Origin of the sequence: Bartonella doshiae NCTC 12862 = ATCC 700133 (assembly GCF_000278155.1) — a bacterium.
GTDB classification, from domain to species: domain Bacteria; phylum Pseudomonadota; class Alphaproteobacteria; order Rhizobiales; family Rhizobiaceae; genus Bartonella; species Bartonella doshiae.
On the sequence record NZ_JH725096.1, the window covers coordinates 221,749 to 244,017 of the forward strand.

Annotated in this window: 24 protein-coding genes; 6 read left to right on the forward strand and 18 right to left on the reverse strand. The window is 38.2% G+C overall.

What is annotated here, in order from left to right; genetic code table 11:
* Nucleotides 1-565 precede the first annotated feature (565 nt).
* The 17 genes from virB11 to MCS_RS07970 all read right to left on the reverse strand — a co-directional run bounded on the left by virB11 (nucleotide 566) and on the right by MCS_RS07970 (nucleotide 12,934).
* On the reverse strand, nucleotides 566-1,630 hold the full coding sequence (gene virB11, locus MCS_RS05715) for a P-type DNA transfer ATPase VirB11 (protein ID WP_195886771.1): 1,065 nt from the start codon (nucleotides 1,628-1,630) through the stop codon (nucleotides 566-568).
* A complete protein-coding gene (gene virB10 / locus MCS_RS05720; protein ID WP_004856331.1) occupies nucleotides 1,602-2,768 on the reverse strand; it encodes a type IV secretion system protein VirB10 in 1,167 nt (388 codons plus the stop codon). Before virB10 ends, virB11 begins: the two co-directional genes overlap by 29 nt.
* Entirely contained in the window at nucleotides 2,768-3,574 is an 807-nt protein-coding gene (gene virB9 / locus MCS_RS05725) for a P-type conjugative transfer protein VirB9 (RefSeq protein ID WP_004856332.1), read from the reverse strand. The genes virB10 and virB9 overlap by 1 nt, the downstream gene beginning before the upstream one ends.
* A 13-nt stretch (nucleotides 3,575-3,587) precedes the next feature.
* Nucleotides 3,588-4,286, reverse strand: a complete 699-nt coding sequence (locus MCS_RS05730; RefSeq protein ID WP_004856333.1) for a VirB8 family type IV secretion system protein — start codon at nucleotides 4,284-4,286, stop codon at nucleotides 3,588-3,590.
* Complete coding sequence (locus MCS_RS05735; RefSeq protein ID WP_004856334.1) at nucleotides 4,283-4,426, reverse strand: hypothetical protein; 144 nt, start codon at nucleotides 4,424-4,426, stop codon at nucleotides 4,283-4,285. The genes MCS_RS05730 and MCS_RS05735 overlap by 4 nt, the downstream gene beginning before the upstream one ends.
* A 169-nt stretch (nucleotides 4,427-4,595) precedes the next feature.
* Complete coding sequence (locus MCS_RS05740) at nucleotides 4,596-5,480, reverse strand: TrbL/VirB6 family protein (protein WP_004856335.1); 885 nt, start codon at nucleotides 5,478-5,480, stop codon at nucleotides 4,596-4,598.
* A 222-nt stretch (nucleotides 5,481-5,702) separates the two neighbouring features.
* On the reverse strand, nucleotides 5,703-6,452 hold the full coding sequence (locus MCS_RS05745; RefSeq protein WP_004856336.1) for a TrbJ/VirB5 family protein: 750 nt from the start codon (nucleotides 6,450-6,452) through the stop codon (nucleotides 5,703-5,705).
* Nucleotides 6,449-8,920 carry a VirB4 family type IV secretion/conjugal transfer ATPase gene (locus MCS_RS05750; RefSeq protein ID WP_004856337.1) on the reverse strand — a complete coding sequence of 824 codons (2,472 nt, stop codon included), beginning with the start codon at nucleotides 8,918-8,920 and terminating at the stop codon, nucleotides 6,449-6,451. The genes MCS_RS05745 and MCS_RS05750 overlap by 4 nt, the downstream gene beginning before the upstream one ends.
* Before the next feature lie 2 nt (nucleotides 8,921-8,922).
* Entirely contained in the window at nucleotides 8,923-9,231 is a 309-nt protein-coding gene (locus MCS_RS05755) for a VirB3 family type IV secretion system protein (RefSeq protein ID WP_004856338.1), read from the reverse strand.
* Nucleotides 9,232-9,243: 12 nt separating this feature from the next.
* On the reverse strand, nucleotides 9,244-9,588 hold the full coding sequence (locus MCS_RS08465; RefSeq protein ID WP_004856339.1) for a hypothetical protein: 345 nt from the start codon (nucleotides 9,586-9,588) through the stop codon (nucleotides 9,244-9,246).
* Nucleotides 9,589-9,701: 113 nt separating this feature from the next.
* Nucleotides 9,702-10,007: a VirB2 family type IV secretion system major pilin TrwL gene (trwL, locus tag MCS_RS05765; RefSeq protein WP_004856340.1), complete on the reverse strand. Its 306-nt coding sequence runs from the start codon at nucleotides 10,005-10,007 to the stop codon at nucleotides 9,702-9,704.
* A gap of 87 nt (nucleotides 10,008-10,094) precedes the next feature.
* Nucleotides 10,095-10,391 carry a VirB2 family type IV secretion system major pilin TrwL gene (gene trwL, locus MCS_RS05770; RefSeq protein WP_004856341.1) on the reverse strand — a complete coding sequence of 99 codons (297 nt, stop codon included), beginning with the start codon at nucleotides 10,389-10,391 and terminating at the stop codon, nucleotides 10,095-10,097.
* A 129-nt stretch (nucleotides 10,392-10,520) separates the two neighbouring features.
* On the reverse strand, nucleotides 10,521-10,835 hold the full coding sequence (trwL, locus tag MCS_RS05775; protein WP_004856343.1) for a VirB2 family type IV secretion system major pilin TrwL: 315 nt from the start codon (nucleotides 10,833-10,835) through the stop codon (nucleotides 10,521-10,523).
* Nucleotides 10,836-10,953: 118 nt separating this feature from the next.
* Nucleotides 10,954-11,259, reverse strand: coding sequence for a VirB2 family type IV secretion system major pilin TrwL (gene trwL / locus MCS_RS05780; protein ID WP_004856344.1), 306 nt, complete (start codon nucleotides 11,257-11,259; stop codon nucleotides 10,954-10,956).
* Nucleotides 11,222-11,521, reverse strand: coding sequence for a KorA family transcriptional regulator (korA, locus tag MCS_RS05785; RefSeq protein ID WP_004856345.1), 300 nt, complete (start codon nucleotides 11,519-11,521; stop codon nucleotides 11,222-11,224). The genes trwL (MCS_RS05780) and korA overlap by 38 nt, the downstream gene beginning before the upstream one ends.
* 133 nt (nucleotides 11,522-11,654) lie before the next feature.
* Entirely contained in the window at nucleotides 11,655-12,311 is a 657-nt protein-coding gene (locus MCS_RS05790; protein ID WP_004856346.1) for a lytic transglycosylase domain-containing protein, read from the reverse strand.
* Nucleotides 12,308-12,934: a hypothetical protein gene (locus MCS_RS07970; protein ID WP_024864193.1), complete on the reverse strand. Its 627-nt coding sequence runs from the start codon at nucleotides 12,932-12,934 to the stop codon at nucleotides 12,308-12,310. Before MCS_RS07970 ends, MCS_RS05790 begins: the two co-directional genes overlap by 4 nt.
* 128 nt (nucleotides 12,935-13,062) lie before the next feature.
* Here MCS_RS07970 and MCS_RS05800 point away from each other — a divergent pair, with 128 nt between their 5' ends.
* Nucleotides 13,063-13,350: an H-NS histone family protein gene (locus MCS_RS05800; protein WP_004856348.1), complete on the forward strand. Its 288-nt coding sequence runs from the start codon at nucleotides 13,063-13,065 to the stop codon at nucleotides 13,348-13,350.
* A 682-nt stretch (nucleotides 13,351-14,032) separates the two neighbouring features.
* Here MCS_RS05800 and MCS_RS05805 read toward each other — a convergent pair.
* On the reverse strand, nucleotides 14,033-15,295 hold the full coding sequence (locus MCS_RS05805) for a ubiquinone biosynthesis hydroxylase (RefSeq protein WP_004856349.1): 1,263 nt from the start codon (nucleotides 15,293-15,295) through the stop codon (nucleotides 14,033-14,035).
* 187 nt (nucleotides 15,296-15,482) lie between these two features.
* Between MCS_RS05805 and MCS_RS05810 the strand changes: the two genes are divergently transcribed.
* The 5 genes from MCS_RS05810 (at nucleotide 15,483) to MCS_RS05830 (ending at nucleotide 22,268) form a co-directional block, all read left to right on the forward strand.
* Nucleotides 15,483-17,927, forward strand: coding sequence for an FtsK/SpoIIIE family DNA translocase (locus MCS_RS05810; protein ID WP_004856351.1), 2,445 nt, complete (start codon nucleotides 15,483-15,485; stop codon nucleotides 17,925-17,927).
* Between the two features lie 110 nt (nucleotides 17,928-18,037).
* Nucleotides 18,038-18,655 carry an outer-membrane lipoprotein carrier protein LolA gene (locus MCS_RS05815; RefSeq protein WP_004856352.1) on the forward strand — a complete coding sequence of 206 codons (618 nt, stop codon included), beginning with the start codon at nucleotides 18,038-18,040 and terminating at the stop codon, nucleotides 18,653-18,655.
* Between the two features lie 30 nt (nucleotides 18,656-18,685).
* Nucleotides 18,686-19,495: an exodeoxyribonuclease III gene (locus tag MCS_RS05820; RefSeq protein WP_004856353.1), complete on the forward strand. Its 810-nt coding sequence runs from the start codon at nucleotides 18,686-18,688 to the stop codon at nucleotides 19,493-19,495.
* A 68-nt stretch (nucleotides 19,496-19,563) separates the two neighbouring features.
* Nucleotides 19,564-21,045, forward strand: coding sequence for an efflux transporter outer membrane subunit (locus tag MCS_RS05825; RefSeq protein WP_004856354.1), 1,482 nt, complete (start codon nucleotides 19,564-19,566; stop codon nucleotides 21,043-21,045).
* Nucleotides 21,042-22,268: an efflux RND transporter periplasmic adaptor subunit gene (locus MCS_RS05830; protein ID WP_004856355.1), complete on the forward strand. Its 1,227-nt coding sequence runs from the start codon at nucleotides 21,042-21,044 to the stop codon at nucleotides 22,266-22,268. Before MCS_RS05825 ends, MCS_RS05830 begins: the two co-directional genes overlap by 4 nt.
* Nucleotide 22,269: the final 1 nt, after the last annotated feature.

Genomic DNA, 22,269 nt, shown 5'->3' on the forward strand with positions numbered 1-22,269 from the left:
AGAGGTTTGTGCTTTTTAAGCCTGTTTAGGTGTAGGTATATATGATTTTTTGTGAGTTTTTCCTTAGAACATTGCTCTCATAGTTGAGATGTGATCTGCAAGTTGGCCCATCTCTTTATAAGTCAACGTGTTGTAGCAGTTATGCAAGGTGGTGTCGAAAAAGAAACCGTAGATTTGATTGGTTTATATCGGCGGCTGTAAAATCGATGCAAGGTATTTTTAGATGCATGTTTTGTTTTTATAAGTGAGCCGCATATGATATAAAAATGATTTTTAGCATCGCCGTTATTTATCCATAGCATATGACAAGATGCATATTTTTTTAATGCGTAGAAAAAGTTCTCAAAAATAATGAGAATTTTGTAAATAATTTGGTTTTTTATGATGATGGTGTGGTTATCACAAAACTTCCCTTTTCTATATTACAAGAGCGCTAAATACACATAAAAGAGGAAAATAGAATAGGGAGAAGATTACCCCTACTGAACTTGAGTGTAAAAAACCGTAACAATTCCTCATGGCTGCTATTGAACCCTTCTCGCAGTAATGCGAGAAGGGTTTTATTTTAAGTTACCTTTGATTTAGAAAAAATAGGATCATAAAAAACTTCAGAGAGCTTTCTATCCTTAAAAAACAATACCACATCCACTGTTGTGTAAAGTACTATCTTTATCATTTCTAGATCGAGTTGTCGGCCAACTTCTGATCTTTTGATTAGTGTGGCACATCTCTCAAATGTTTGCAAAGCACTGTTGGCGTGTGTAGTTGTAATTGATCCTGGGTGTCCAGTATTTAGTGAGTTGAGATATTCCCATGCTTCGTTGCCACGTAGTTCAGCGAGAAAGATACGGTCAGGTGATTGACGCATACATGCATCGAGACATTCATCAGGAGACACACGACCTGCACTGTTACCATAAATCATATGTACATGGTTTGGATGATTTGGTAGAAAAAGTTCATGAACATCTTCAATTGTGATAATGCGCTCTTCTACTGGTACCTTTTCAATTAAGGAGCGAGCAAATGTTGTTTTGCCTGATCCTGTTTTGCCTGCAATGATAATATTGCGTTTACGAAGTACACATTCTTCTAAAAATTCGAGAATTTTTCTATCACGTTTGAGACCCAGAAGTTGAACCTCAAATGGCTCCAATCGCGTAAAATCTTGCTTTGATAAAAAGTCATTTGCTTCTTTTTCCGAAGGCTTATTGAAGCTTACGTCGGTAAAAGTTTCAAAAGCACCTTCTTTGTTGAGATCCTCTAACGTCTTAACTGTGAGAGAATGTTTACGAATCACAAAAGAGAGTGTGCCATCGATGACAGCTGGTGTTTGCACAATTGTACCGCGCTGCCCTCCGGGCAACAGCACATAATTAATGCTTCTAGGTGCCATACCGTTATAAACGATAATGGCCGTGATAAGCGTTTGTAAAAAAGCATTTGTTAACTCTGGTACGCTATGCATCTGCCAACCTTTAAAGTCTTTTGTCCACACTTCACAGGGACGGCAGATTGATAATTCAGTAATTTTCGGATCTTCTAAGAAGCGATCAAGCGGCTGCAGAAGCTGTGCAACTGCTTGATCTTTCTGTATTTGATTAGCGTGTAACGAGGCTGTAGACATCACTGAAATCCAGGTCGCGAGCAACAAAAATATTCAACCGCTCGCCTTGGTTTTTGTAAAGTGTTGGTGCAATATTTATGGAGTTTTGAAGAACATCGGTAATTACTGATTCAGCACTCTGTGTGTTTTGAGATTGTGATTTTTTCTTGTCTTCATTTTCTAAACCAATTTTATTTTTCATCCAGTCTCCTAAATCACCAATTATACTCACCATAATTGCACCACCGAATCGTTCCCAAAAATGTCTATCGATCCAGCCACCAATGCCAGCTTCTCCAAGGGGACCAGAGCCGGGTGAATCCAGATTAACAATAACTCCAGAAGGTGTTTCAATACGCGACCATTGTACAAAGACGCGCGTTTGTCCTTGTTGTATACCACTTTGGTAAAAGCCGACAACTTTAGAACCACGATCTAGCAAAACAACGCGACCGCTCGTAGAATAAACATCACGTGTTAAATGACATGTTGTCATTCCCGGCTGTGATGTAATGATCTTTGTTTCCAGAACGCAATCTATTTGCGTTCCTTGCGTAATCAAGAGATCACGGTTACGAAGCTGAACTGCGTGTGATTGACCTAAACGTACAGGCTGGAGTTGATCGAATAATACATCACTATTTCTATCATTTTTAGATGCACTATTTCTTGAATCTTCTGTAGAGCTTTCACTACTACCACCGTTGTTAAGACCTGAACTTAACATACGCTGGCGCGCCAATTCTTCAGAATCTTTGATCAAATGTGGTGGAATCGTTGTTTGAATAAGCTTAGCCAAAGCTGGTGGAATCTCAAGTGTTTTATCCTCTATTTGTGTTGGTTTTTCAATTTCTTCTACAAGCTTCGGTTCTTCTATAACTTTAGGGGTATAACTTGGTATAATTTGTTGCACCGTTTGTTGTGGCTTTTCTTCTTCAACGTCTACAGCATTACGCATTTTTAATGCTTTCCAAGTTAAAGCAATTGGTACTGCTACTATGACAATAAGTCCTACCATCAATAATGCGCGTGCACCAGGAATTGTTGGACGGCGTTCTAAACCTAATTCTGAGCTACCATACGCACCTTCAATATGCTTTTGTTCAGTGTAATCCAATTTTGCACTTTTGTTGATTTCATCTCCTTTCTTATTTTCGAACATCATTTTCCTCCTTTATTGATGCGGTGAACTACCGAGGATATTGTTCCAGTTGTATTTGGTATACCATTAGGGTCGTAGGCTTCATTGAAAATAGCCAAAGCACGTTTGCCAAGTCGTATAAGCCACTTAGGATTAACCTTATGAACAGCGATAATATCATTAGAATTTCCTACAACAGTACGCGGTATTAAACTTTCATTGCCTTCAGCATCCACTACGTAAATTGATGGCATGTCCATGTTAGTAGGAAATTTGAAATAGGTAATACGTCCATTATCCCAAGCGTTGATCGGAGCAATATCTTGGTTGCCGCTCATAGTATAGCTCAGGTTATAACCTTTCACGTCTTGATAAAAACCACGTTCAATAGCAAGACGTTGGCTGTTCTCATGTGATTTTTGGGTATTTGCGTCGGGATAGTGAAAAGCTAATTCATAAGTAGCTCCAGCACGATCATTTCGAAACTGTAGTCGGAATTTGTAGCTGCGTTTGTCGGTTACAACGATGAGATTCGTATTAGCAAGTTCTGCTTTGGGTTTAATAAAGATATGACGCCCTTTATGTGCAAAAGCATAGGCATCCGAATCACCAAAAGCGTGGGTGATATATTGTTCGCCTTCTTCAAGGATGATATGTGTTGCTACACCAAGGACAGTTTCAATTTGAACTACATCAGCTACGTTATAAGTCACATAGCGAATACGGTGATCATATTGTGAATTGGATGGGGTTTTAAGTGCTTGTACGGGCAACGTATAAAATGAGGAAAGCGAAGACAGCAAAGCAATAAATGCAAGTTTTTTCATAATAATTAATTCCTCAATTATTCAAAAGTACTTCTGGATCAGAGCGGTAGCTTGTGACCTGGAAACCGAGGGGATTAAGTAATCGATCAGATGATTTCATTGGTGCACCAACATAAGTGTAGCCAATTGTCGCGATTTGGTGTTGTTTTGGTTCAGCTACGCCATTGCTGTCATGTTGTTGCGTCGTAAAACGCACGATCGCTTGACCACGCCCATTTGGTTGGATTGAGCGTACCTTAACTGTAATGCGTGCTTTGTTGGAAAGCACTTTGTCGCGTGCATTTTCACCATCATAAATTTTGTAAAACTCTTGTTGAACAGTAGGAGCACTTAAAAGCGCTGCAGTATCATAGTTCAACTGAATGGTGTCGTAGTCATAAGTTTCACGGTTAAGCACATATTGATTGAGCCAGTATCTGTCCACAACTTCGCCATAGCTAGTTTCATGCTCACGCATTACAGAAATGACATCAACAGCACCTGTCGCATTATCAACGCGTAGCACTAAAGGAGTTGGAGCTGGTTGAGAAAAACCAACAACCCCACACATCATGCCAAATAAGCCAAAAATACCAATAGCACCTGCTACACGCCATGCTGTTTTGCGCGACCTTATAAATTCGCTTATGAGTTCACGTTCCAAGCCACGACTTTCTTCATAATAACTGTTAAGTTGTTCGGCTTTTACTGGTTTAACTTGTTTTTTTTTCATATGCTTCCTCGCTGAATTTCGGCAGGGATTATTTTATTAACAGGTATACGATTCCAATTACTTGGTTGCTTTGGTTTTGGAACAGATCCGCAAGCCGATAAAAAACTTACAATCAAAATTGTAAAAATGATTTGTTTCATTCTAACATTCCTCTTTTTTAACTGCAAACATTAATCTAACACTTTATTATCATTATTTCAATTTTGAATAGTAAATATATGTCGTGTTATTGTTATTATTTTCTTGAATTTAATTTTGTTTACAGAAACGATTAACTGTAGAACCTATATTCTTTAATACGCTAACGGGTTATTTTGTTGTGGTATTGTTACGGGAGGGATTGCTTCCTATGGCATTTAATCTCCAGAGGTGTCCAAATGTCACACCCTTTGCCAACGCATTGGCAATGCTTGACAATTTGAACAACAGTACAATGGATATAATGGATAATATGAGAGCACCACCAAGGGCATATCCTACATTTTGCTTTCCATCGAATTTCAGATCGGTCATATAATTTGCAAAGATATCCATCATCAAAGTAAATACGGTGGCTAGGAGCACGATGAGAATTGTATAATTTAAGATTTGGGCTATCCATTGCTCAAAAAAGCGATAGGTTGGTTGCCAGAGTAAGGCAATGATAAAGAATGGTCCGAGTCCTACGAGTAATATAAGTGCGATTTTTGCCATTAAGATGAATGCACCGCCGATTGCGGCTAAGAAGCTTGTTGCAAGCAAGATAAGGATACCAAAGAGACCATACAGCAGTCCACCAGCATCCAAGAAAGCAGCTTCTTCGAAAGCTTTGCTTGCACATTCGAATCCTCTTTCAGCTACTTTGTCAATCAAGTTGATTAATTTATTGTTGTCTGGTGGATTTTTTATTAAAGTACTTAACAAATCATGGGGCATTTCTATTATCAAATTCGCAATTTCATTTTGGTAAAGTCCTACAGACAATGCCATTGAAGTAATAATGCTTATCCGCAAGCAACGGCTTAGGAACTCAGAGACTGGCATATCTATCGCACCACGCATGATGAGCCATCCATATATAATGAAAGCGATAGTAATACTGATTGATACGAAGGGTGTAATTGTCGTAATCACTTTTGAGGAAATGTCCATGACATATGTTTTTGTTGCTTGATCAATGTGACCGAAAAGTTGCGCAAACATTCTGAAGTCCATAGCATTCCTCTTTAGCGAATTTTTAGTTTTCCATTATCTTGAAAAATAGGTACATATCGTATGTTTTAACTTAGCATTTCTCATTGGAATTGTTTTGGGGTAGATTAAACTCTTGTGTGTTTCTTCAGAATGTTGAGAGAATAATCTGATATTATATATTCAGTTTTTCCCGAGAACGAAGCTAACAAACGGATGGCATAGGATAAATCTTTTATAAAAATTTTATCTTATTGATTTTATAATAGGCATTTCTCTATTTTTACTGTTAAGAATTTGCATGTTGCGTTTTTGCTTTTGCTGACTGATAAGTGCTTGTTCTGCATTGCGTGAATGTGCGACCATTTGTAATTTTGTTGCCTCATTTTGAACCATAGCTAACATGCCTTTTATGCGTGCCTGCAATTCTGCAATACTTTTTAGATCGACTGTTGTATTTATTTGTTCTACGAGTTTTGAGATTTGCTGAAAACGATTTTCTGTTTCTTGAAAAGTTTTTAAACTCACAGCTTTATCGATGGCAGTTGCATATTGGATGCGTTTACCGATAGAATTGCGAGATTCACCAATAGAGGTAGAAATTTCTTCTTCTTGCAAAATATTTGTAAGCAATGCAGATATATCTGACTGACCGTTTTTGTAGACCAATTCTGGATTTTTGAGAAAAAAACTGTTGTGGTCTGCTTGTGTAACCTTAGATTTTTGATTGCTCATAATAGAGTTATTTGTTTTTTTCGCTTGTTCAAACTGTTTTTTGTTCACCTCAAGCTGCTGTTTTATTAAATTGATAATTTCTATATAGTGTTGTGGTGGGGAAGATTTTTTAGACGGTTTTTTTTGGGGTGAACTCCAAAAAAAATTAGGCAAAGATGGAACTGATGCACTTAAATCTGCTGCTCCAGCTCCCCAAAAAGCCATTGCTGAATTTGTTGCTCCAAAAACTGCTGCTATTATTAAAATGATTACTCTTTTCATGTTTCCCTCCTATCAGTTTTTACATGTTGTAAAAAAATTGGTAACCACACTGCTGGATCGTCGCCTACTTTAGCGATAATGTTTTCGGCAAACTCTGCATTGTCAGGCGTTCCCGATAACACTAGAAGTTCGTCACTAAAATCCCGTTCGATAGTTTTTCCATCAATTGTCATTTGGAATTTGCCAAGATTAAGTTCTGCGAGCGCGGATTGATCTCCCTGCTTTATGAGGAATTGGCGACTAAATTCACCAATTCCTTTGATAAGTTCAAACTCAGCATCTGTAAGTTTAAAGCCCTTTGTATAATCTTCATAATTTGCCTTAGGATTGGCTAGAAAGATGTAAGTTGCACATTGCTGAATGAGCGTTTTGGCGATATTACTTTCCAAGGCATCGCTAGGCTCTTGTGTAGCGTAAACAAAAATACCATTTTGTTTACGGATAGTTTTTTGTTTATTTTTTGCCAAATCCTCAAAATACGGATCTTGCAAAGGTTTCCAGAATTCGTCAAAAATATACATAAAGCGCTGTCCGCTAATCATTCCTTCTGTGCGGTAGAGCAAATACATCATCACTGGAGTACGAGTTTCTGGGTTATCTAAGAATTCGGTAATATCAAAGCCGTAAATTTGATGTGTTGAAAGATCAAGTGCATCGTTTGGATTATCAAACAACCATCCATAATCACCACCCTCACACCATTTTATTAAGCGAGCATGAACAGATGGGTGTGCGTTATAATCATTTAGATGCGGATTTGGTAAGAATTGCACCAGAAAAGACAAGCGACGCAATGACCTATCAATATTGCTACTCATAATAGATGTGATAGCTTGGTTGATTTCCTCTTCATCGTGGTGCGTAACTTCGCCACCAGCTTCTGCCAATTTTTTAACAAATTGTTTTAAAAAAATCAGATTATCTTGTGTGGGGGGAAGCTGGAATGGATTAAAACCACTCGGTTTACCAGCTTTAAATGATAAATATCGACCTCCCATTGCCCGAATAGCAATTTCCATGCCACGATCTTTATCAAAAACAACGGTTGTCGGCTTAAATTTTTGTGCTTGTGCTAACAGAAATCCGAGCAATACAGTTTTACCAGAACCAGATTGTCCGATTAGAGCGGTATTACCAAGTAAGCGCTTGTTTGTTGAATCTTCTTCAAGTTTTGATGCGTGAAAATTGAAATAAAGTGGCGTTTTACTTGTTGTTTTAAGAATTGTAACGGCTGGACCCCATGGGTTTCCAGTTGGCTTACCTGACATAAAGTTATGAAAAGATGAGAATGATAAAAAATTCAGTGATGTAATTGGTGCAGGACGTGGTCGCCATTTCCAATTCGCGGGAAGTTGTGCCCAATAACCAGCCTCTATGGCTAAATCTACAGGTTTTGGTAATATTGCAACATCTAGCAGTGCCGCACTCGCTTTTGCCATATGGTCACGAACTTGTTGGACTGTATCACCATAGAGTGTCAAGGTGCAATGATGTTCACCCATGACAAAATGTCCACTGACAAGCTGGTTAAGCGCTTCATCAATTTGCTCAATTTGACTTGTTGCTACATCGCGTGCGTCGATAAGATTACGCTGATGCCGTTGCAAATAATCCTTGGCCGCATGTCGTGAGAGTACAGAGAAGCTCTGTGTTAACACAAATTCGAAATCGCTTTCCAGCAAAACATTAAGTTGTCCTGGTTTAGTCGTAGAGTCGTATTCCTTAATTTCCACCATTCCAAATCGACGTGTTCCAGTGGTTGTACGCAGTTCACCTAATGCACCCCATTTTGAGAAGAAAGGTCGATTGATGGATAAATAATCAGCAAAACGATCATGACATATTGGCATAGGTCGGTACTCGCCATTGATAAGCATTCCGAGAAATTCAAGCGCAGAAGAATAAGCATGCCCATTTTTTTCATAAGCACCAAGAAGTTCTGCTCCGTAGCGTTTTAATGATTGACCTAAGGTGTGATTGATATCATTGAGAGCTTTTATACAAGATTCTTGCCGTATCTTTTTCTGATCAAGGGTTTCACGCTCATGCTGAGAAAAAAATGACATAATCTTGTCAGCTATTGGCTGGAAAACAACAGTTAGATACAGGTCATTGACCATTAAATTATAGCCAGTAAAGCTTTGCCTGTATTTTTCATCAAGTTGATAACAAAATAGTTTATCAAATCCTGAATCAGGATACTCATAAACACGGCGGCGCACGATATGTGTCCACAATGATAAATTGGCCGATGCAATACCACGCAGAGTGTTATTAAGCTCTTTAGTCCATTGAAAAATATCCTCTTCCGAAGCGCTTTGATGTGAGCGCCCATCAATCTTCCAGATTGATAAATACTCCGCATTTTTTGTAGAAATAATCGTGTCTGTCACGTGGTGTGAATAGGGTATAAACAAGCTTACAGGTGTTTCTGATGCAAGCCGCTTGCTGCTTTCAACAGCTGTCATGCTTATCTCCTTTTGCGATAGTTAGAGGGGCTGTAACTTGATGCACCCCAAAATTTCTTGTTACGGTTGCGTAATTTGGTATCAATCCACAACCACCAAATGCGGAATGCTTTATCATCATTTTTGGTAATTTGTACCATAATAAACCACAACGGAACTGCAATAAGCCACAAAAAGATATTTATAGTCATAGCAACAGCAGCAACACTTATAACCATAAATATGAGGGGCATCATTGGTACACCCCAAACTGTTGGAACGCGCGTTGCTCCTTTAAACAAAGGAAATTCTTTTTGCCTTTGCGGTTTCATGAATAACTCCGATTAGGTGATGTGGAATAATATATGAGTAATATAAAATGCTGTACTAGCAATGATAACACTGAAAGCCCATCGTACGAATGTTGCTCGCGCGATGATGCGAAAAATACAAAGGATGAATAGAAGTAAAAAAAGAACAGCACCTACAATAGGAACAATCATACTTAGCCCGTATTGTATACCTATGAAAACATCTACATTATTAACTTTTTCTTTGGCAAACGCAGATTGCGTTGCTAAAGCTGTGATCAGAGTTACAAAAGAAGCACTGATTTTATGGTCAGATTTTGTTTGAAGAATATTTGGTCTTTTAAAATTTTTTATTCTCATTACGATTGAAGTAATCATAAACAATATCCTTTTTTACAGTATAATAAAAAATTATCATGGGTATATTTACAATGGATAGAGAATAGATGCAGACTTCGATTTTTAACAAACCTTTTTCATATTTGTTTCAATTAGTTAGAGGAAAACAACAGCTTAGCAAGTTCAGCAGCTGAGCCAGCGACAATAACGCCAATTGCCCATCGTATAAAAGTGTCTTTTTCGATGTATCGTCCAGCATAACCAATTGCTAAACCTAAAAGTATGACAGTAGCAGCAATAGGAATAATTATTTTTAATTGTTCCTCAAACTTCTCTAAAACACCTTTAGCATTTGCAAGCTGTGCATATGCAGGATGCGTTATAAAAAACACAGACATAGCTACAATAGTTGTGGCGGCTTTATTGTTAATCTTCATATTGTTTATCAAAGTTTTCATAAACAGTGTTCTTTCTTTGCAGCATAAAATTAATACTTAAAATTATTTACTATTAGCTTTATTTCTTAATAAAAATAGTAACTTATATTATGCATTTGCTTTAAATAACATCGTGGCAAGTTCAGCAGCTGACCCAGCAACAATAACGCCGATTGCCCACCGTATAAAAGTGTCTTTTTCGATGTATCGTCCAGCATAACCAATTGCTAAACCTAAAAGTATAACAGTAGCGGCAATAGGAACAATTATTTTCAATTGATCCCGAAATTTCTCTAAAACACTTTTAGCATTTGCAAGCTGTGCATATGCAGGATGTGTCATAAAAAACACAGACATAGCTATAATAGTTGTGGTGGCTTTATTGTTAATCTTTAATTGTTTCATATCGTTTATCCCAATTAATATTAAAGTTTTTAAAAAGAGTTTTTTCTATAGTAGAAGTAATGTTTCCACCATGTGGCATACAAAAATTAGCTTTTTCCGAATAAAAAATGTTTTTGTTATAGGGCTTCATTATTTTGTGAATAATAGATTCGCAAGTTCAGCAGCTGATCCAGCGACAATAACGCCGATTGCCCACCGTACAAAAGTGTCTTTTTCGATGTATCGTCCAGCATAACCAATTGATAAACCTAAAAGTATAACAGTAGCAGCAATAGGAATTATGATATCCAATTGGTCCTTGAACGATTTTAAAGTATCTTGCGCTTTTTTTAAACCGTTTGCTTGAGCAAATGCAGGATGCGTCATAAAAAATAGGGTCGTAATAGTAATAACTGTGGCGACTTTATTACTAGCTTTCGATTGAAGAATATAGGGTTGTTTCATGTTGCTTATCCTAATCAATAAATACACATGGCCTTTTTTAGTAGAAGTAATGTTTTCACCATGTGCACACAAAAATAGTTTTTCCTGAATAAAAAATGTTTTGTGTTACAGGGTTTCACTATTTTGTGAACAATAGATTCGCAAGTTCAGCAGCTGACCCAGCGACAATGACGCCGATTGCCCACCGTACAAAAGTGTCTTTTTCGATATATCGTCCAGCATAACCAATTGCTAAACCTAAAAGTATAACAGTAGCGGCAATAGGAACAATTATTTTCAATTGATCCCGAAATTTCTCTAAAACACCTTTAGCGTTTGTAAGTTGCGCATATGCAGGATGTGTCATAAAAAACATTGTCAAAGTTGCAGCAGTTGCAATGATTTTATTATGAACTGTCATTGGAAGAATCTTTAATTGTTTCATATTTTTTATCCTCATTAAGTTTAAAACTGCCATAAACCACTCCTCTTTCATGAAGAAACTTAAAAAGATATTTTGGGTCAGCCCAAGTTCTTAGTTTTCCTCTCTGTGTTAGAAGTGTATATCTATTTGGTTCTCCGGTTACTGGATCATCTGCAACAAACGTAAAATACCACTCTCTTTCTGAATGCATCACAACTGTAATTTCACGTGCTGCTTTCTGATTGAATGCTCTATCAACGCTGTTTTGTTCTATCATTTTCATTATTTCTGCCCTCAATTAGAAGAAATTTCGTTCAATCTTACTAATTAGAGCTTTAATATTTCTTTATCTACCTTTCATTACCGTATCTTATCAAAATTGTAGTTCTCATTCGTAAATGCAAAAATCATTATTCCTATTGTTTCTTCAATGGAAAGGCGCCTTTTGTTGTAAAAGCATCAAGGACACCACTTGATTGATGGGCAAATGCATCTGCAAGTTCTTCTGGAGAATCAGAAAAAGATTCTGTTTTAACCGTTCGTTCTGGTTCTCCTGCGTGAAGTTTTACAAATTTTTGCGATTCATTCCCTACGGATACGAGAGCAGGAACCTGCACTGCGGCATATGAAGTAATTTTTTGCATATAGAATTTTGTAAAACTGTTTTTGAAATCTCTCATACTGTAACAGCTCAGCGCTGCTTGTAATGCAGTTTGTTCAGAACTGTATTTCATTCTCGTACGTTCATAGCAATGCGTCAGAATAATCTGCAGAGCTTTGAGATTTTTACAGGGATCAAATAAATCAAAAAGGGACATATTAAGCCATTCCAAGTTTTTGACATTTATTTGTCCCAAACCTATGTCAAAATTATGTCCATCATGTTTAAGTTTTTCAGCAATGGTGATTGCTTCTGAAAGTGTAGAAGGTTGGTGTGATAGTTTATGATTGCCATTGATACCTATTGCATAAATGTGTCCCTGAGACTCTTGCATAACAATAGCTGAAAGTGTTGTAGGATGAATAGCGGGTGCACATGCAGCAGCAAGCATCATGAAATCTGGAATAGTCATAAACGATACACCCAGCGATTGAGATTTTTATTGATATAATTGCTCATTTTATGCAGATTTTCTGCTTGGTGCCATATAGTGTCGCTAGAGATTCGCGCAGTAAGGCTTTTTAGTGCAAAATTTTGTTTTTCACGATTATAGATTTTATTATTTTCAAATATATTTTTGGCGAATGTTAATTGGTATTTAGTCGTATTAATATGCGGGGTGAAAGCGGATATATCACGCCAATCACTATTACATGTACTGGCTTTATGAGAGAAAATATTATTGCTAAATAATAACCATTTCTTCTGATTTATTGAGGGTAACTGCACAGTATATTTTTCTGCGTATTTTGCTTTTTTTTGGGGAGTTTGATTTGAGACAGAGATCCACTGTATGTAAAAGTATTTTTTATTGGCGGTACGAACTTCTCTACAGTTACAGGTAGAGGGCTTGTTCTTTGTTATGTATTGCCATAATTTATAAGATGGCGATTTATATTCACTTTCGATGGCAGATTTGTAAGAATCAGGAAGGTGTAAAGGAGTGCATGTACTCAAAACCTTTTCAGCAATCGAATCGAAAAGAGGTACAGTAGTGTTAACTGAAGCACAAATGGAAAAACTTTTGCAGTTCAAAGCACATCTCCGTGAGAGTGATATATTCATCGCAGTTTTATTTCTGATAATAAATGGGCAAAAATTGTACATAATTATGTTTAAAATATGGCAAAGCATAATTCTTTTTTTGCAAGGGGAGTAAAAAGGTGAATGATCTCAAAAATATGAATCTTGATGAGCTACAGGAAATGCGTCTTCAGATTGATGTTGAATTGAAAAAACGGCAAGCAAAAGAGAAGTTAAATGCGCGGCGAAAAATCCTTGAAATTGCCAGTGCGCATGGAATTAATATTGCAGATCTTGTGAACAAAGAACGTTATTATAGAAATCCCAATAACCAATGGGAATTATGGAATGGGCGCGGGCGTAAACCTAAGTGGGTTAAAGCATGGTTAGAGAGCGGCTATTCGCTTGAAGAACTAGAAGTAACATAGCACATATATTTCATTTACAAGGCTAAGGTTCTTAAGAGATGTGAGCTTAGCCATGTGTATTTATCGATAGTTTGTGGATTAATGTGTCAAATATCGAATCGATATATTAAAATATTGTGGTGGTTGAATAGAGCCATGTAAAGTGTGAATAAATTTGTTTCACTATATACAGGTGTAGTGTTTATAGAGATGCATGTTTGCAATACAAATTTATAGGGCATTTGGGGTGCTTTTATGTATTTGTGATCTGGGATTTTTTCTTTGAAGCTTTATAGAGAACATTTACCTCAGTTTTTTTGTTTGCGTGATTTAGAGTTGTTTCGAAAAACGAATTCTTCTTACGGGTGGAATTTTTGTTTTTATATGTTTTTGCAATATTTGTTGTTGAAATTACCGTTGTATACCTCAATGGAAAAGAGGATTGTTGAGAATCGAAAAGGTTAGGCAGTTTTCTAACAGTTGTTTATTTACTTTGACAATATGGTAGATTTTGATTGTGTGGTAGATGGTAGATTTACATACATAATGCATTGTGCACTATAGTGATTGGTTGAGGACAATTTCATTGATGCTCATAGTGTGTTCTTTGAAACTCTTGTTCCTCAAATAGGCAAAGAGTTTATTTTGCACAAAGAGAGGTATGATTATAGGTAGCAAAAAGAGTATAAGGTACAGTTTATGCTTAGAGTGGGAGCCCACGTAACAGACGTGGGGCATTCGGAGTTAGACCAGCTGCTTCCTGAATGAAATATTTTTTCATTTTGGGCATTTTATTGACAAACCCAAGGCCTACATCGCGGAACATTCGCAAGAGGAGGTTATCATTAGAAAAGAGTTGGTTTAGCCAATCATTGCTCAGAGCCATACGTACAGTTTCAAAACGTCTCCAGCTTTGATAGCGTTCAAGTGTAGTGAAGGATCCAATATCGAGACCCAATCGTGCTGTTTCAATAATGATTTCGGCAAGTGCGGCGCTATCACGTAATCCTAAGTTGAGTCCTTGTCCTGCAATCGGATGGATTGTGTGAGCAGCATCACCAATGAGGGCAAAACGAGGTTTAACGCATTGGCGTGTTAGAGAAAGCGTGAGAGGGAAAGCTTGACGTTCGCCATTCCAAGAGAGTTTTCCAAATCGATGACCTATACGTTTTTCGATTTCTGTTTCGAAAATAAATGCATCAGTTTTGAGGTAATATTGAGCCGTTTTATGGTATTCATTCCAGACAATAGCAGACCGATTTCCTTTAAGAGGAAGTAGAGCGAAAGGTCCAGCAGGTAAAAAATGCTGGATTGCTTGACCATGATGAGGCTTTTCATGTTCAATTGTGCATATGATTGCTGTTTGTTTATAGGGATGAGAAAAGATTTTAAGTCCCGCTTTTGCGCGTAATTTTGAATGTGCTCCGTCAGCCGCAATCAGCAATTTTGTTTGCCAGTTTTCTTCATTGCTTAAGGTGATAATTGTTTGTTGATTTTCTTGGTAAAAATCAATGACACGTATGTTTTTGGTTACAGAAATATTAAGATCTTTGGCACGTTTTTTTAAAGCAGTGATGAGATCCCTATGTTCTACCATAGTTGCAAAGGGTTCATTGGGGGTAACCTCTCCCTCAAAGGTTAAAAGAGTTGGCTTGACAGGATCATTTGTGTATGCATCCGTAATTATCATGGAATGAATGGGTTGAGCATGAGGCTTTATATTTTCCCAACATTGTAATTGTTTGAACATACGAGTAGAAGCAGCAGCAAGGGCAAATGCACGCATATTGGAAGAGGGTTCTTCCTTTTCAGGAGCGGCATCAACAATGTTTATTTTCAGGTCAGGGGCTGCTTGTGTAAGTGCTATTGCGAGCGTCATACCGACAACGCCACCTCCTGCAATAAGAATATCGCATTGTTTTATATTTTTGTTGGGGTTTACAGCTCTGTTGGGATCAGAATACACAATGCTTTTTTCCGTTTTTTATGATTTGTTCGTTCCTATAAACGAAGGAGGTACTTTTCTTTTATATCATCTTTTATACAATATTATAAAGGAAATTATTATGATGATTGTGGTTAAAACGGTTTTAATATTTTGCGATCATAATTTATAACTTTAAACATAAAGATTTTGTATATGGAATAGATGAATGCACCGAAGTTCTTCTCCTTATGATTTATTAAAAGCGCAAAATTCTCAAAGCTCACGGCTTATTGAAATGTTTTTGCGCCAGATTGGTGTTTTCATTGGGCTTGGGCTTTTGGGTTTTCTCCTTTTTTGCGTTTTAGCATTGGCTACTTGGAGTGTGACGGATCCATCATTGACGCATGCAAGTGCAAATGAGATTAAAAACTTTATGGGATGGTTTGGTGCCATTTTTTCAGATTTTTTTATGCAGTTTTTTGGTTTGGCAAGTCTTTGCGTTTTGTTGCCGCCATTATTTTGGTCGTTTCTTTTATTGGCACAGAAGAGTATCCATAATTTGATTTTTCGTCTTTTTTTGTGGATTGTATCAACGATTTTCTTTTTGATTGCTTTTGCTTTTATGACACCTATTGCTTCTTTTACATATTGGCCGTTGCCAATAGGATTAGGAGGTGTTTTGGGTGATAAAATTTTAAATGCTGCTTTTTTCTTTTTCCCAGTCTTGTCCTCTCCATTTCAACGTGCGCTCTTGGGCATTGTGTGTGTTCTTTTAGGTTTTTTGACGGCTGCTTTTGCTGGCAATGTGGTATGGCGACGCCCAACAAGAAAAAGAAAAGAAAAAAGCAGACAGAAAACTGAAATTATAGAACCAGTTTTTGATTTACCAGAAGAAGATGATGAAGAATATTCTGTAGAGAGAGTACAGTACGGTTTTTGGGCTACGACTGTGGGGGCTATCTTACATCTTTTTTATTTTCTACAAGCTCGTTTTTTTCGTTTTTTTTTCTTCAAGAAGACGTCTGTAAAACAAGAAAAGTCTTTTGATAGGATTGATCCTATTTTCTTTGATGAAAAAACAAAAGGGGAGAACAGTTTTCAAGATAAGGAGCACATTTCTCCTGTTAAAAGACATGTTCTCAAAACTGTAATGGCCTCTTCAAAGGAAGGTTTTCTGCTTCCACTTTTGGATTATCTTTCAATTGCCCCTCCGACAGCAAGGGATGCAAAACTTTCTCCTGCTGCTCTCAAAGTAAATTCTCAAGAACTGGAGAAGGTTTTGTTAGATTTTGGGGTTAAAGGAAAAATTCTTGATGCGCGTCCTGGCCCGGTGGTAACTTTATATGAATTCGAACCAGCGGCTGGTATTAAATCTTCTCGTATCATTGGGCTTTCAGATGATATAGCGCGTTCAATGCGTGCAGTGTCAGCGCGTGTTGCTGTGGTTCCAGGACGTAATGTGATTGGGATAGAATTGCCAAATGCGACGCGTGAGATGGTTTATTTAAGGGAAATTTTGCAAGCACAGGAATTTATAGAAAGCAAAGCAAAACTAGGGCTTGCGTTGGGTAAAACAATCGGTGGAGAAACAGTTATTGCAGATTTAGCAAAAATGCCGCATCTGCTGGTGGCAGGTACAACAGGTTCAGGAAAATCTGTTGCCATTAATACAATGATTTTGTCGCTGCTTTATCGCATGACACCTGAGCAATGTCGTCTCATTATGGTTGATCCGAAAATGTTGGAACTTTCAGTTTATGATGGAATTCCCCATTTGTTAACTCCGGTGGTAACAGACCCTAAAAAAGCGGTTATTGCACTTAAGTGGGCGGTGCGTGAAATGGAAGAGCGCTACAGCAAAATGTCAAAAGTTGGTGTTCGCAATATTGATGGATTTAATGCGCGTCTCAAAGAGGCAAAAAGCCAGGGTGAAACAATAACGCGCACCATTCAAGTTGGATTTAATCACGAGACTGGAGAACCTGTTTACGAAACAGAAATACTTGATTTTAATCCCATGCCCTATATCGTTGTCATTATTGATGAAATGGCGGATTTGATGATGGTGGCCGGTAAAGATATTGAAGGGGCTGTACAGCGTTTAGCACAAATGGCGCGTGCTGCTGGTATTCATGTGATTATGGCCACGCAGCGCCCTTCTGTGGATGTAATTACGGGGACGATTAAAGCTAATTTCCCTACGCGCATTTCTTTTTCTGTGAGTTCAAAAATTGATAGTCGGACAATTCTTGGGGAACAGGGAGCTGAACAGTTGTTAGGACAAGGAGATATGCTTTTCATGATGGGAGGAGGACGTATCCAACGTGTCCACGGTCCTTTTGTTGCTGATGATGAAGTTGAGCAGGTGGTGATGCATCTTAAAGCGCAAGAACGACCCGATTATTTAGAAACCATTACACAAGAAATTACAGAGAATAATACAGATATTTCTTTAACTTCTCCTTCAGAAAATGATCCCTATCGCCAAGCAGTTGCTGTTGTGCTTCGTGACCGTAAGGCTTCGACCTCTTACATTCAACGTCGTTTAGGCATTGGCTATAACCGTGCTGCTTCGTTGATTGAGCGTATGGAAGAAGAAGGCGTCATTGGTCCAGCTAATCATGCCGGGAAACGGGAAATTTTGGTGTCTTCTGAAGAGGAAATTTTTTGAAGAATGCAATCTTTTGAGAGTTTTTCAGACAATATTTTAAAAAGAAGATATTTATGCGGCATTTGTTGCATGTGTTTAAAATAAATATGTATTGCTTAGGAGCATTTTCTATGAAAACATCTGTTTTACCACAGAGAAAAATATTTGGGTTTACGGGGATCTTTTTCTTTTTCTTTTTCTGCCCAACTTTTTTTGCTTTTTCGCAAACATCCAATAAAGTGGCATGGGCACAGAATATTATTAATCGTTTTGCGGCGATTAAAACAATGACTGGTGATTTTATCCAGTTTAGCCCAAAGGGAAAAATGTCCAAGGGGACTTTTTATTTAGAACGTCCAGGGAAAATTCGTTTTATGTATAAAAAAATACCTTTACAGATTATTGCAGATGGAAAATTTGTAGGTATTAATAACCGCGCTTTGAATACGTGGAATTTTTCACAACTCGCTCAAACTCCGATGCGGTTCTTGTTAGGTGATAAAATTGATGTATCATCATCAGGACGTTTGGTTGGATTGCGTGAAGATCCAGAAGCGGTGACAATTGTTCTGCGTGATAAAGCTATTGGAAGAGGGCAAATAAGAATGGTTTTTGATTCTAAAGGTACTGCTTTACGGCAGTGGACAATTGTTGATCAACAAAATTTGGAAACTACTGTTCAAATCATGAATGTACGGACGGGTGTTCGGTTTGCTGATGGAATGTTCACACTTCCCACGAAAAAATAGTGCTGTGTCAATGGGCGGGAATTGAAGTGAATGTTTTTTCGGATTGCTACTTGGAATATTAATTCTGTTCGTTTGCGTATTGAGCAGGTTTTGCGATATTTAGATCTCTTTGCTCCAGATGTTTTGTGTCTACAAGAAACGAAGTGTCCAGATGCTTTGTTTCCCTATGAAGCTTTTGAAGCAATGGGCTATAAATATAGAGCGTTGAGTGGACAAAAGTCTTACAATGGTGTGGCGATTGTTTCACGTGTGCCTTTTGAAAGTGTTGAAAAGCGTTCCTTTTGTCAAAAGGAAGATTGCCGATATATTTCAGTAATTGTTGAAGCTTATGGGAAGAAAATACGAATCCATAATTTGTATGTTCCCGCTGGAGGTGATGTACCTGATGCGAATATCAATGAAAAATTTCGTTATAAACTTGATTTTTTAGAAGAAATGTTTTCTATTCAAGCAGATAAGGGAGATGGTCTTTCTTCTCTTTTGGTAGGTGACTTGAATATAGCTCCTTTACCAGATGATGTTTGGTCGCATCGGCAATTATTGAAGGTTGTAAGCCATACACCGATTGAAACTGAATGTTTACAAGCTTTATGTCGTCAAGGGGGGTGGGTTGATCTAATGCGTATGCGTTTTCCTGTTCCGGTGAAGCTTTATACATGGTGGAGTTACCGCGCTCGCGATTGGGCACTTGCTGATCGTGGGCGGCGTCTTGACCATATTTGGTCTTCTCCAGATTTAGTACCTTTTGTTACTGATCTTGCAATTTTTCGTCAGGCACGGGGGTGGGTGTCTCCTTCTGATCACGTTCCAGTACAAACTGTATTTGATTTTTCATCCTAAATTTGAAATAAGTAGATAAATTTGAAATAAATCGGTAGAAGAGTGATTCTGAGTGAGTGGGAACATTTATGCAAATCAGAAATCTAAAGCGGGTTGCTTCCATAGGTACATTTTTTAGTGTTTTTTTGTGCTTTTTAGTGCTGTCAGGGTGTATGGTTGGCCCTAATTATAAAAAGACATTTTTTAAAGTACCTTCCGCGTGGGGACAGCAATCAGAACAAACATCCAAGTACCCTGTTGTCCTTGCAGGGTGGTGGCGGTCTCTGAAGGATCCTGTTTTAAATGCATTAGTGGATTATGCGATTTCTGGAAATAACAATGTTGCCATCGCAAAAGCGCGCGTTCGCGAAGCGCGTGCCAGTTTAGGGCAAGCTGCGGGATCTCTTTCTCCTAGTTTGTCAACTTCAATTTCAGGAACGCGCAGTTCTAAATCATCTGATAGTTCTTTGAATCAATATCTTGGTGGTTTTGATGCAAGCTGGGAGCTCGACTTTTTTGGTGGACGTAAGCGCGCAGTTGAAGCAGCACGGTATGGTCTTGATGCGGCTGAGGAAGATATGCGTGCCACAATGGTAACGCTATTGGGAGATGTTGCAACAAATTATGTTCAAGTGCGTGGTTGGCAACAAAAATTAGAAATTGTGCGGCAAATCGCTTCATCGCAACGAAAAACTTTTGAACTGATGCGTGTCAAATTGTCAGCAGGAGATGCTTCAGAGCTTGATTTTTCAAATGCACAAGCGCAAGTGGCAAGTACAGAAGCAGATGTATCACAGATGGAAATGAATTTGGCCATGAGTATTCATCGTCTGTCTGTTTTAACTGGTCAGGTTCCTTCAGCTTTGCAAGATCTTTTACAAAAAAGTGCTAAATGGGCAAAGATTCCACAACCGCAATGGCCTATACCGGCAGGAATTCCAGCTGATATTTTGTTAACACGTCCCGATTTACGGCGGGCAGAGCGTCAATATGCACAAGCTACAGCGCGAATTGGTCAGCGTGAGGCAGATCTTTATCCATCCCTTACTTTAACCGGTAATATTTCAACATCAGCAACGGCAATTGATCAATTATGGAAAAATTCAACAATTGGTTGGTCTTTTGGACCTAGTATTCGTTTTCCCTTTTTTAATGGCGGTCAAGTCGTTGCTTCTGTTGCAGCAGCACGTGCACAACGTGATCAAGCTTTTATTTCTTATAGGGCTGCTGTATTGGGAGCTTTGGAGGAAGTCGAAAATGCGCTTGTGAGATTGGCAAAAGAACATAAACGTTTAGAAGAACTTGTTGCTGCTAATACAGCTTCTTTGCGTTCATTAAGATTAGCAAAGCGCCTTTTTGAAAATGGAAATACTAGTTTCTTTGAATTGTTAAGTGCTAATCGTTCCTATTATTCTTCGCAAATGACACTTAAAGATAGCCGTATTGCTTTGGTTACCCAGTATATCGCACTGATGAAAGCGTTGGGTGGTGGTTGGGATGGTACGGTTGATGTGTCACGTCCGGAGGTTGTTGATGGTATTACAAATACACGTACGAAGGTAGGAAAATGAAAAAAGATTTAGTTAAAAACGTCATTATGAAACGCAAAAAGCTTTTCTTATTTTTAGCGGGTGTCGTTATTCTCATTTTTCTGTTGTGGTTGCGTTCTCTCATTTTTGGAACATCTTCACCAACTTACATGACAGCGGTGGTAAAGCGTGGGGATATTGAAGAAAGTGTTTTAGCTTCTGGTCTTGTACGTCCTTATCGATTGGTAGCTGTTGGTGCACGTGCGACAGGACGTGTAGTATCCATGCGTGTTTTCCCGGGGAGCGTTGTGAAAGAAGGGGATCTTTTGGCAGAGATTGATCCTACCGATCAGGAAAATGATCTGAAAAGAAAAAAAGCAGCGTTATCGCATTATTATGCAAATTTATTAGAACAGGAAGCTCATCTTTCTCTTGCTCAGAAGAATTTTGATCGTCAGAAAAAAATGTTTGAAGCACGCGCAATTTCACGGGCTAATCTTGATGATGCATCAACACAAGTAAAAGTACGCGAAGCACAAATTGCTCAACTTCGAGAGCAAATTATACAAGCACAAATTGATGTGGACAGTGCACAGGTTAATTTAGATTATACTCGGATAACCGCTCCTTCAGACGGAACAGTTTTAGCAACTGTTGTTGAAGAAGGGCAGAATGTGAATGCAGTTCAGTCTGCTCCAACAATTGTTATTTTAGGTGATTTGTCAAAGATGACGATCAAAGCGCAAATCTCAGAAGCTGATATTCTTAAAGTGAGTGCTGGGCAACCTCTTTATTTTACAGTTTTGGGCAATTCGCAACGCCGTTATGAAGGCACTTTAGAAAGGATAGAGCCGGCGCCTGAATCAATTCGCGCTGATGTAAGCATTAATCCTGGAGTCATGGGAGGGTCTAGCTCTCTCGTATCATCGGCTATCTATTATAACGGAATTGTGCATGTTGATAATGCAGACAATTTTCTGCGTACTTATATGACAGCTCAAGTTCATATTATTTTGGGGCGTGCTAAAAATGTTTTGTTAGTTCCAAGTGATGCTTTACGTGATGAAACAAAAGAGGGTAAGGCATGGGTTTCCCTTTTAGTAGGCCGAAATAAGGTGGTTTCAAAACAAGTGTTAGTGGGACTTAATAACAAAGTTGTGGCAGAGATTGTTTCAGGGCTTCATGAAGGAGATGTGGTTATCACTGGTTCGAGCGATGGGGTGATGCCTGATATTCCTGATGAACATAGCGAATATGAGAGCTAAA

Coding starts and splice junctions, on each gene's coding strand:
- MCS_RS05750 (WP_004856337.1), bottom strand. CDS start 8,920: ATGACAGCTGTTGAAAGCAGCAAGCGGCTTGCATCAGAAACACCTGTA.
- trwL (WP_004856340.1), bottom strand. CDS start 10,007: ATGAAAACTTTGATAAACAATATGAAGATTAACAATAAAGCCGCCACA.
- trwL (WP_004856341.1), bottom strand. CDS start 10,391: ATGAAACAATTAAAGATTAACAATAAAGCCACCACAACTATTATAGCT.
- MCS_RS05790 (WP_004856346.1), bottom strand. CDS start 12,311: ATGACTATTCCAGATTTCATGATGCTTGCTGCTGCATGTGCACCCGCT.
- korA (WP_004856345.1), bottom strand. CDS start 11,521: ATGAAAATGATAGAACAAAACAGCGTTGATAGAGCATTCAATCAGAAA.
- trwL (WP_004856344.1), bottom strand. CDS start 11,259: ATGAAACAATTAAAGATTCTTCCAATGACAGTTCATAATAAAATCATT.
- MCS_RS05810 (WP_004856351.1), top strand. CDS start 15,483: ATGCACCGAAGTTCTTCTCCTTATGATTTATTAAAAGCGCAAAATTCT.
- MCS_RS05745 (WP_004856336.1), bottom strand. CDS start 6,452: ATGAAAAGAGTAATCATTTTAATAATAGCAGCAGTTTTTGGAGCAACA.
- virB9 (WP_004856332.1), bottom strand. CDS start 3,574: ATGAAAAAACTTGCATTTATTGCTTTGCTGTCTTCGCTTTCCTCATTT.
- MCS_RS05735 (WP_004856334.1), bottom strand. CDS start 4,426: ATGAAACAAATCATTTTTACAATTTTGATTGTAAGTTTTTTATCGGCT.
- MCS_RS08465 (WP_004856339.1), bottom strand. CDS start 9,588: ATGATTACTTCAATCGTAATGAGAATAAAAAATTTTAAAAGACCAAAT.
- virB10 (WP_004856331.1), bottom strand. CDS start 2,768: ATGTTCGAAAATAAGAAAGGAGATGAAATCAACAAAAGTGCAAAATTG.
- trwL (WP_004856343.1), bottom strand. CDS start 10,835: ATGAAACAACCCTATATTCTTCAATCGAAAGCTAGTAATAAAGTCGCC.
- MCS_RS05815 (WP_004856352.1), top strand. CDS start 18,038: ATGAAAACATCTGTTTTACCACAGAGAAAAATATTTGGGTTTACGGGG.
- MCS_RS05830 (WP_004856355.1), top strand. CDS start 21,042: ATGAAAAAAGATTTAGTTAAAAACGTCATTATGAAACGCAAAAAGCTT.
- MCS_RS05820 (WP_004856353.1), top strand. CDS start 18,686: ATGTTTTTTCGGATTGCTACTTGGAATATTAATTCTGTTCGTTTGCGT.
- MCS_RS05740 (WP_004856335.1), bottom strand. CDS start 5,480: ATGGACTTCAGAATGTTTGCGCAACTTTTCGGTCACATTGATCAAGCA.
- MCS_RS05755 (WP_004856338.1), bottom strand. CDS start 9,231: ATGAAACCGCAAAGGCAAAAAGAATTTCCTTTGTTTAAAGGAGCAACG.
- MCS_RS05730 (WP_004856333.1), bottom strand. CDS start 4,286: ATGAAAAAAAAACAAGTTAAACCAGTAAAAGCCGAACAACTTAACAGT.
- MCS_RS05825 (WP_004856354.1), top strand. CDS start 19,564: ATGCAAATCAGAAATCTAAAGCGGGTTGCTTCCATAGGTACATTTTTT.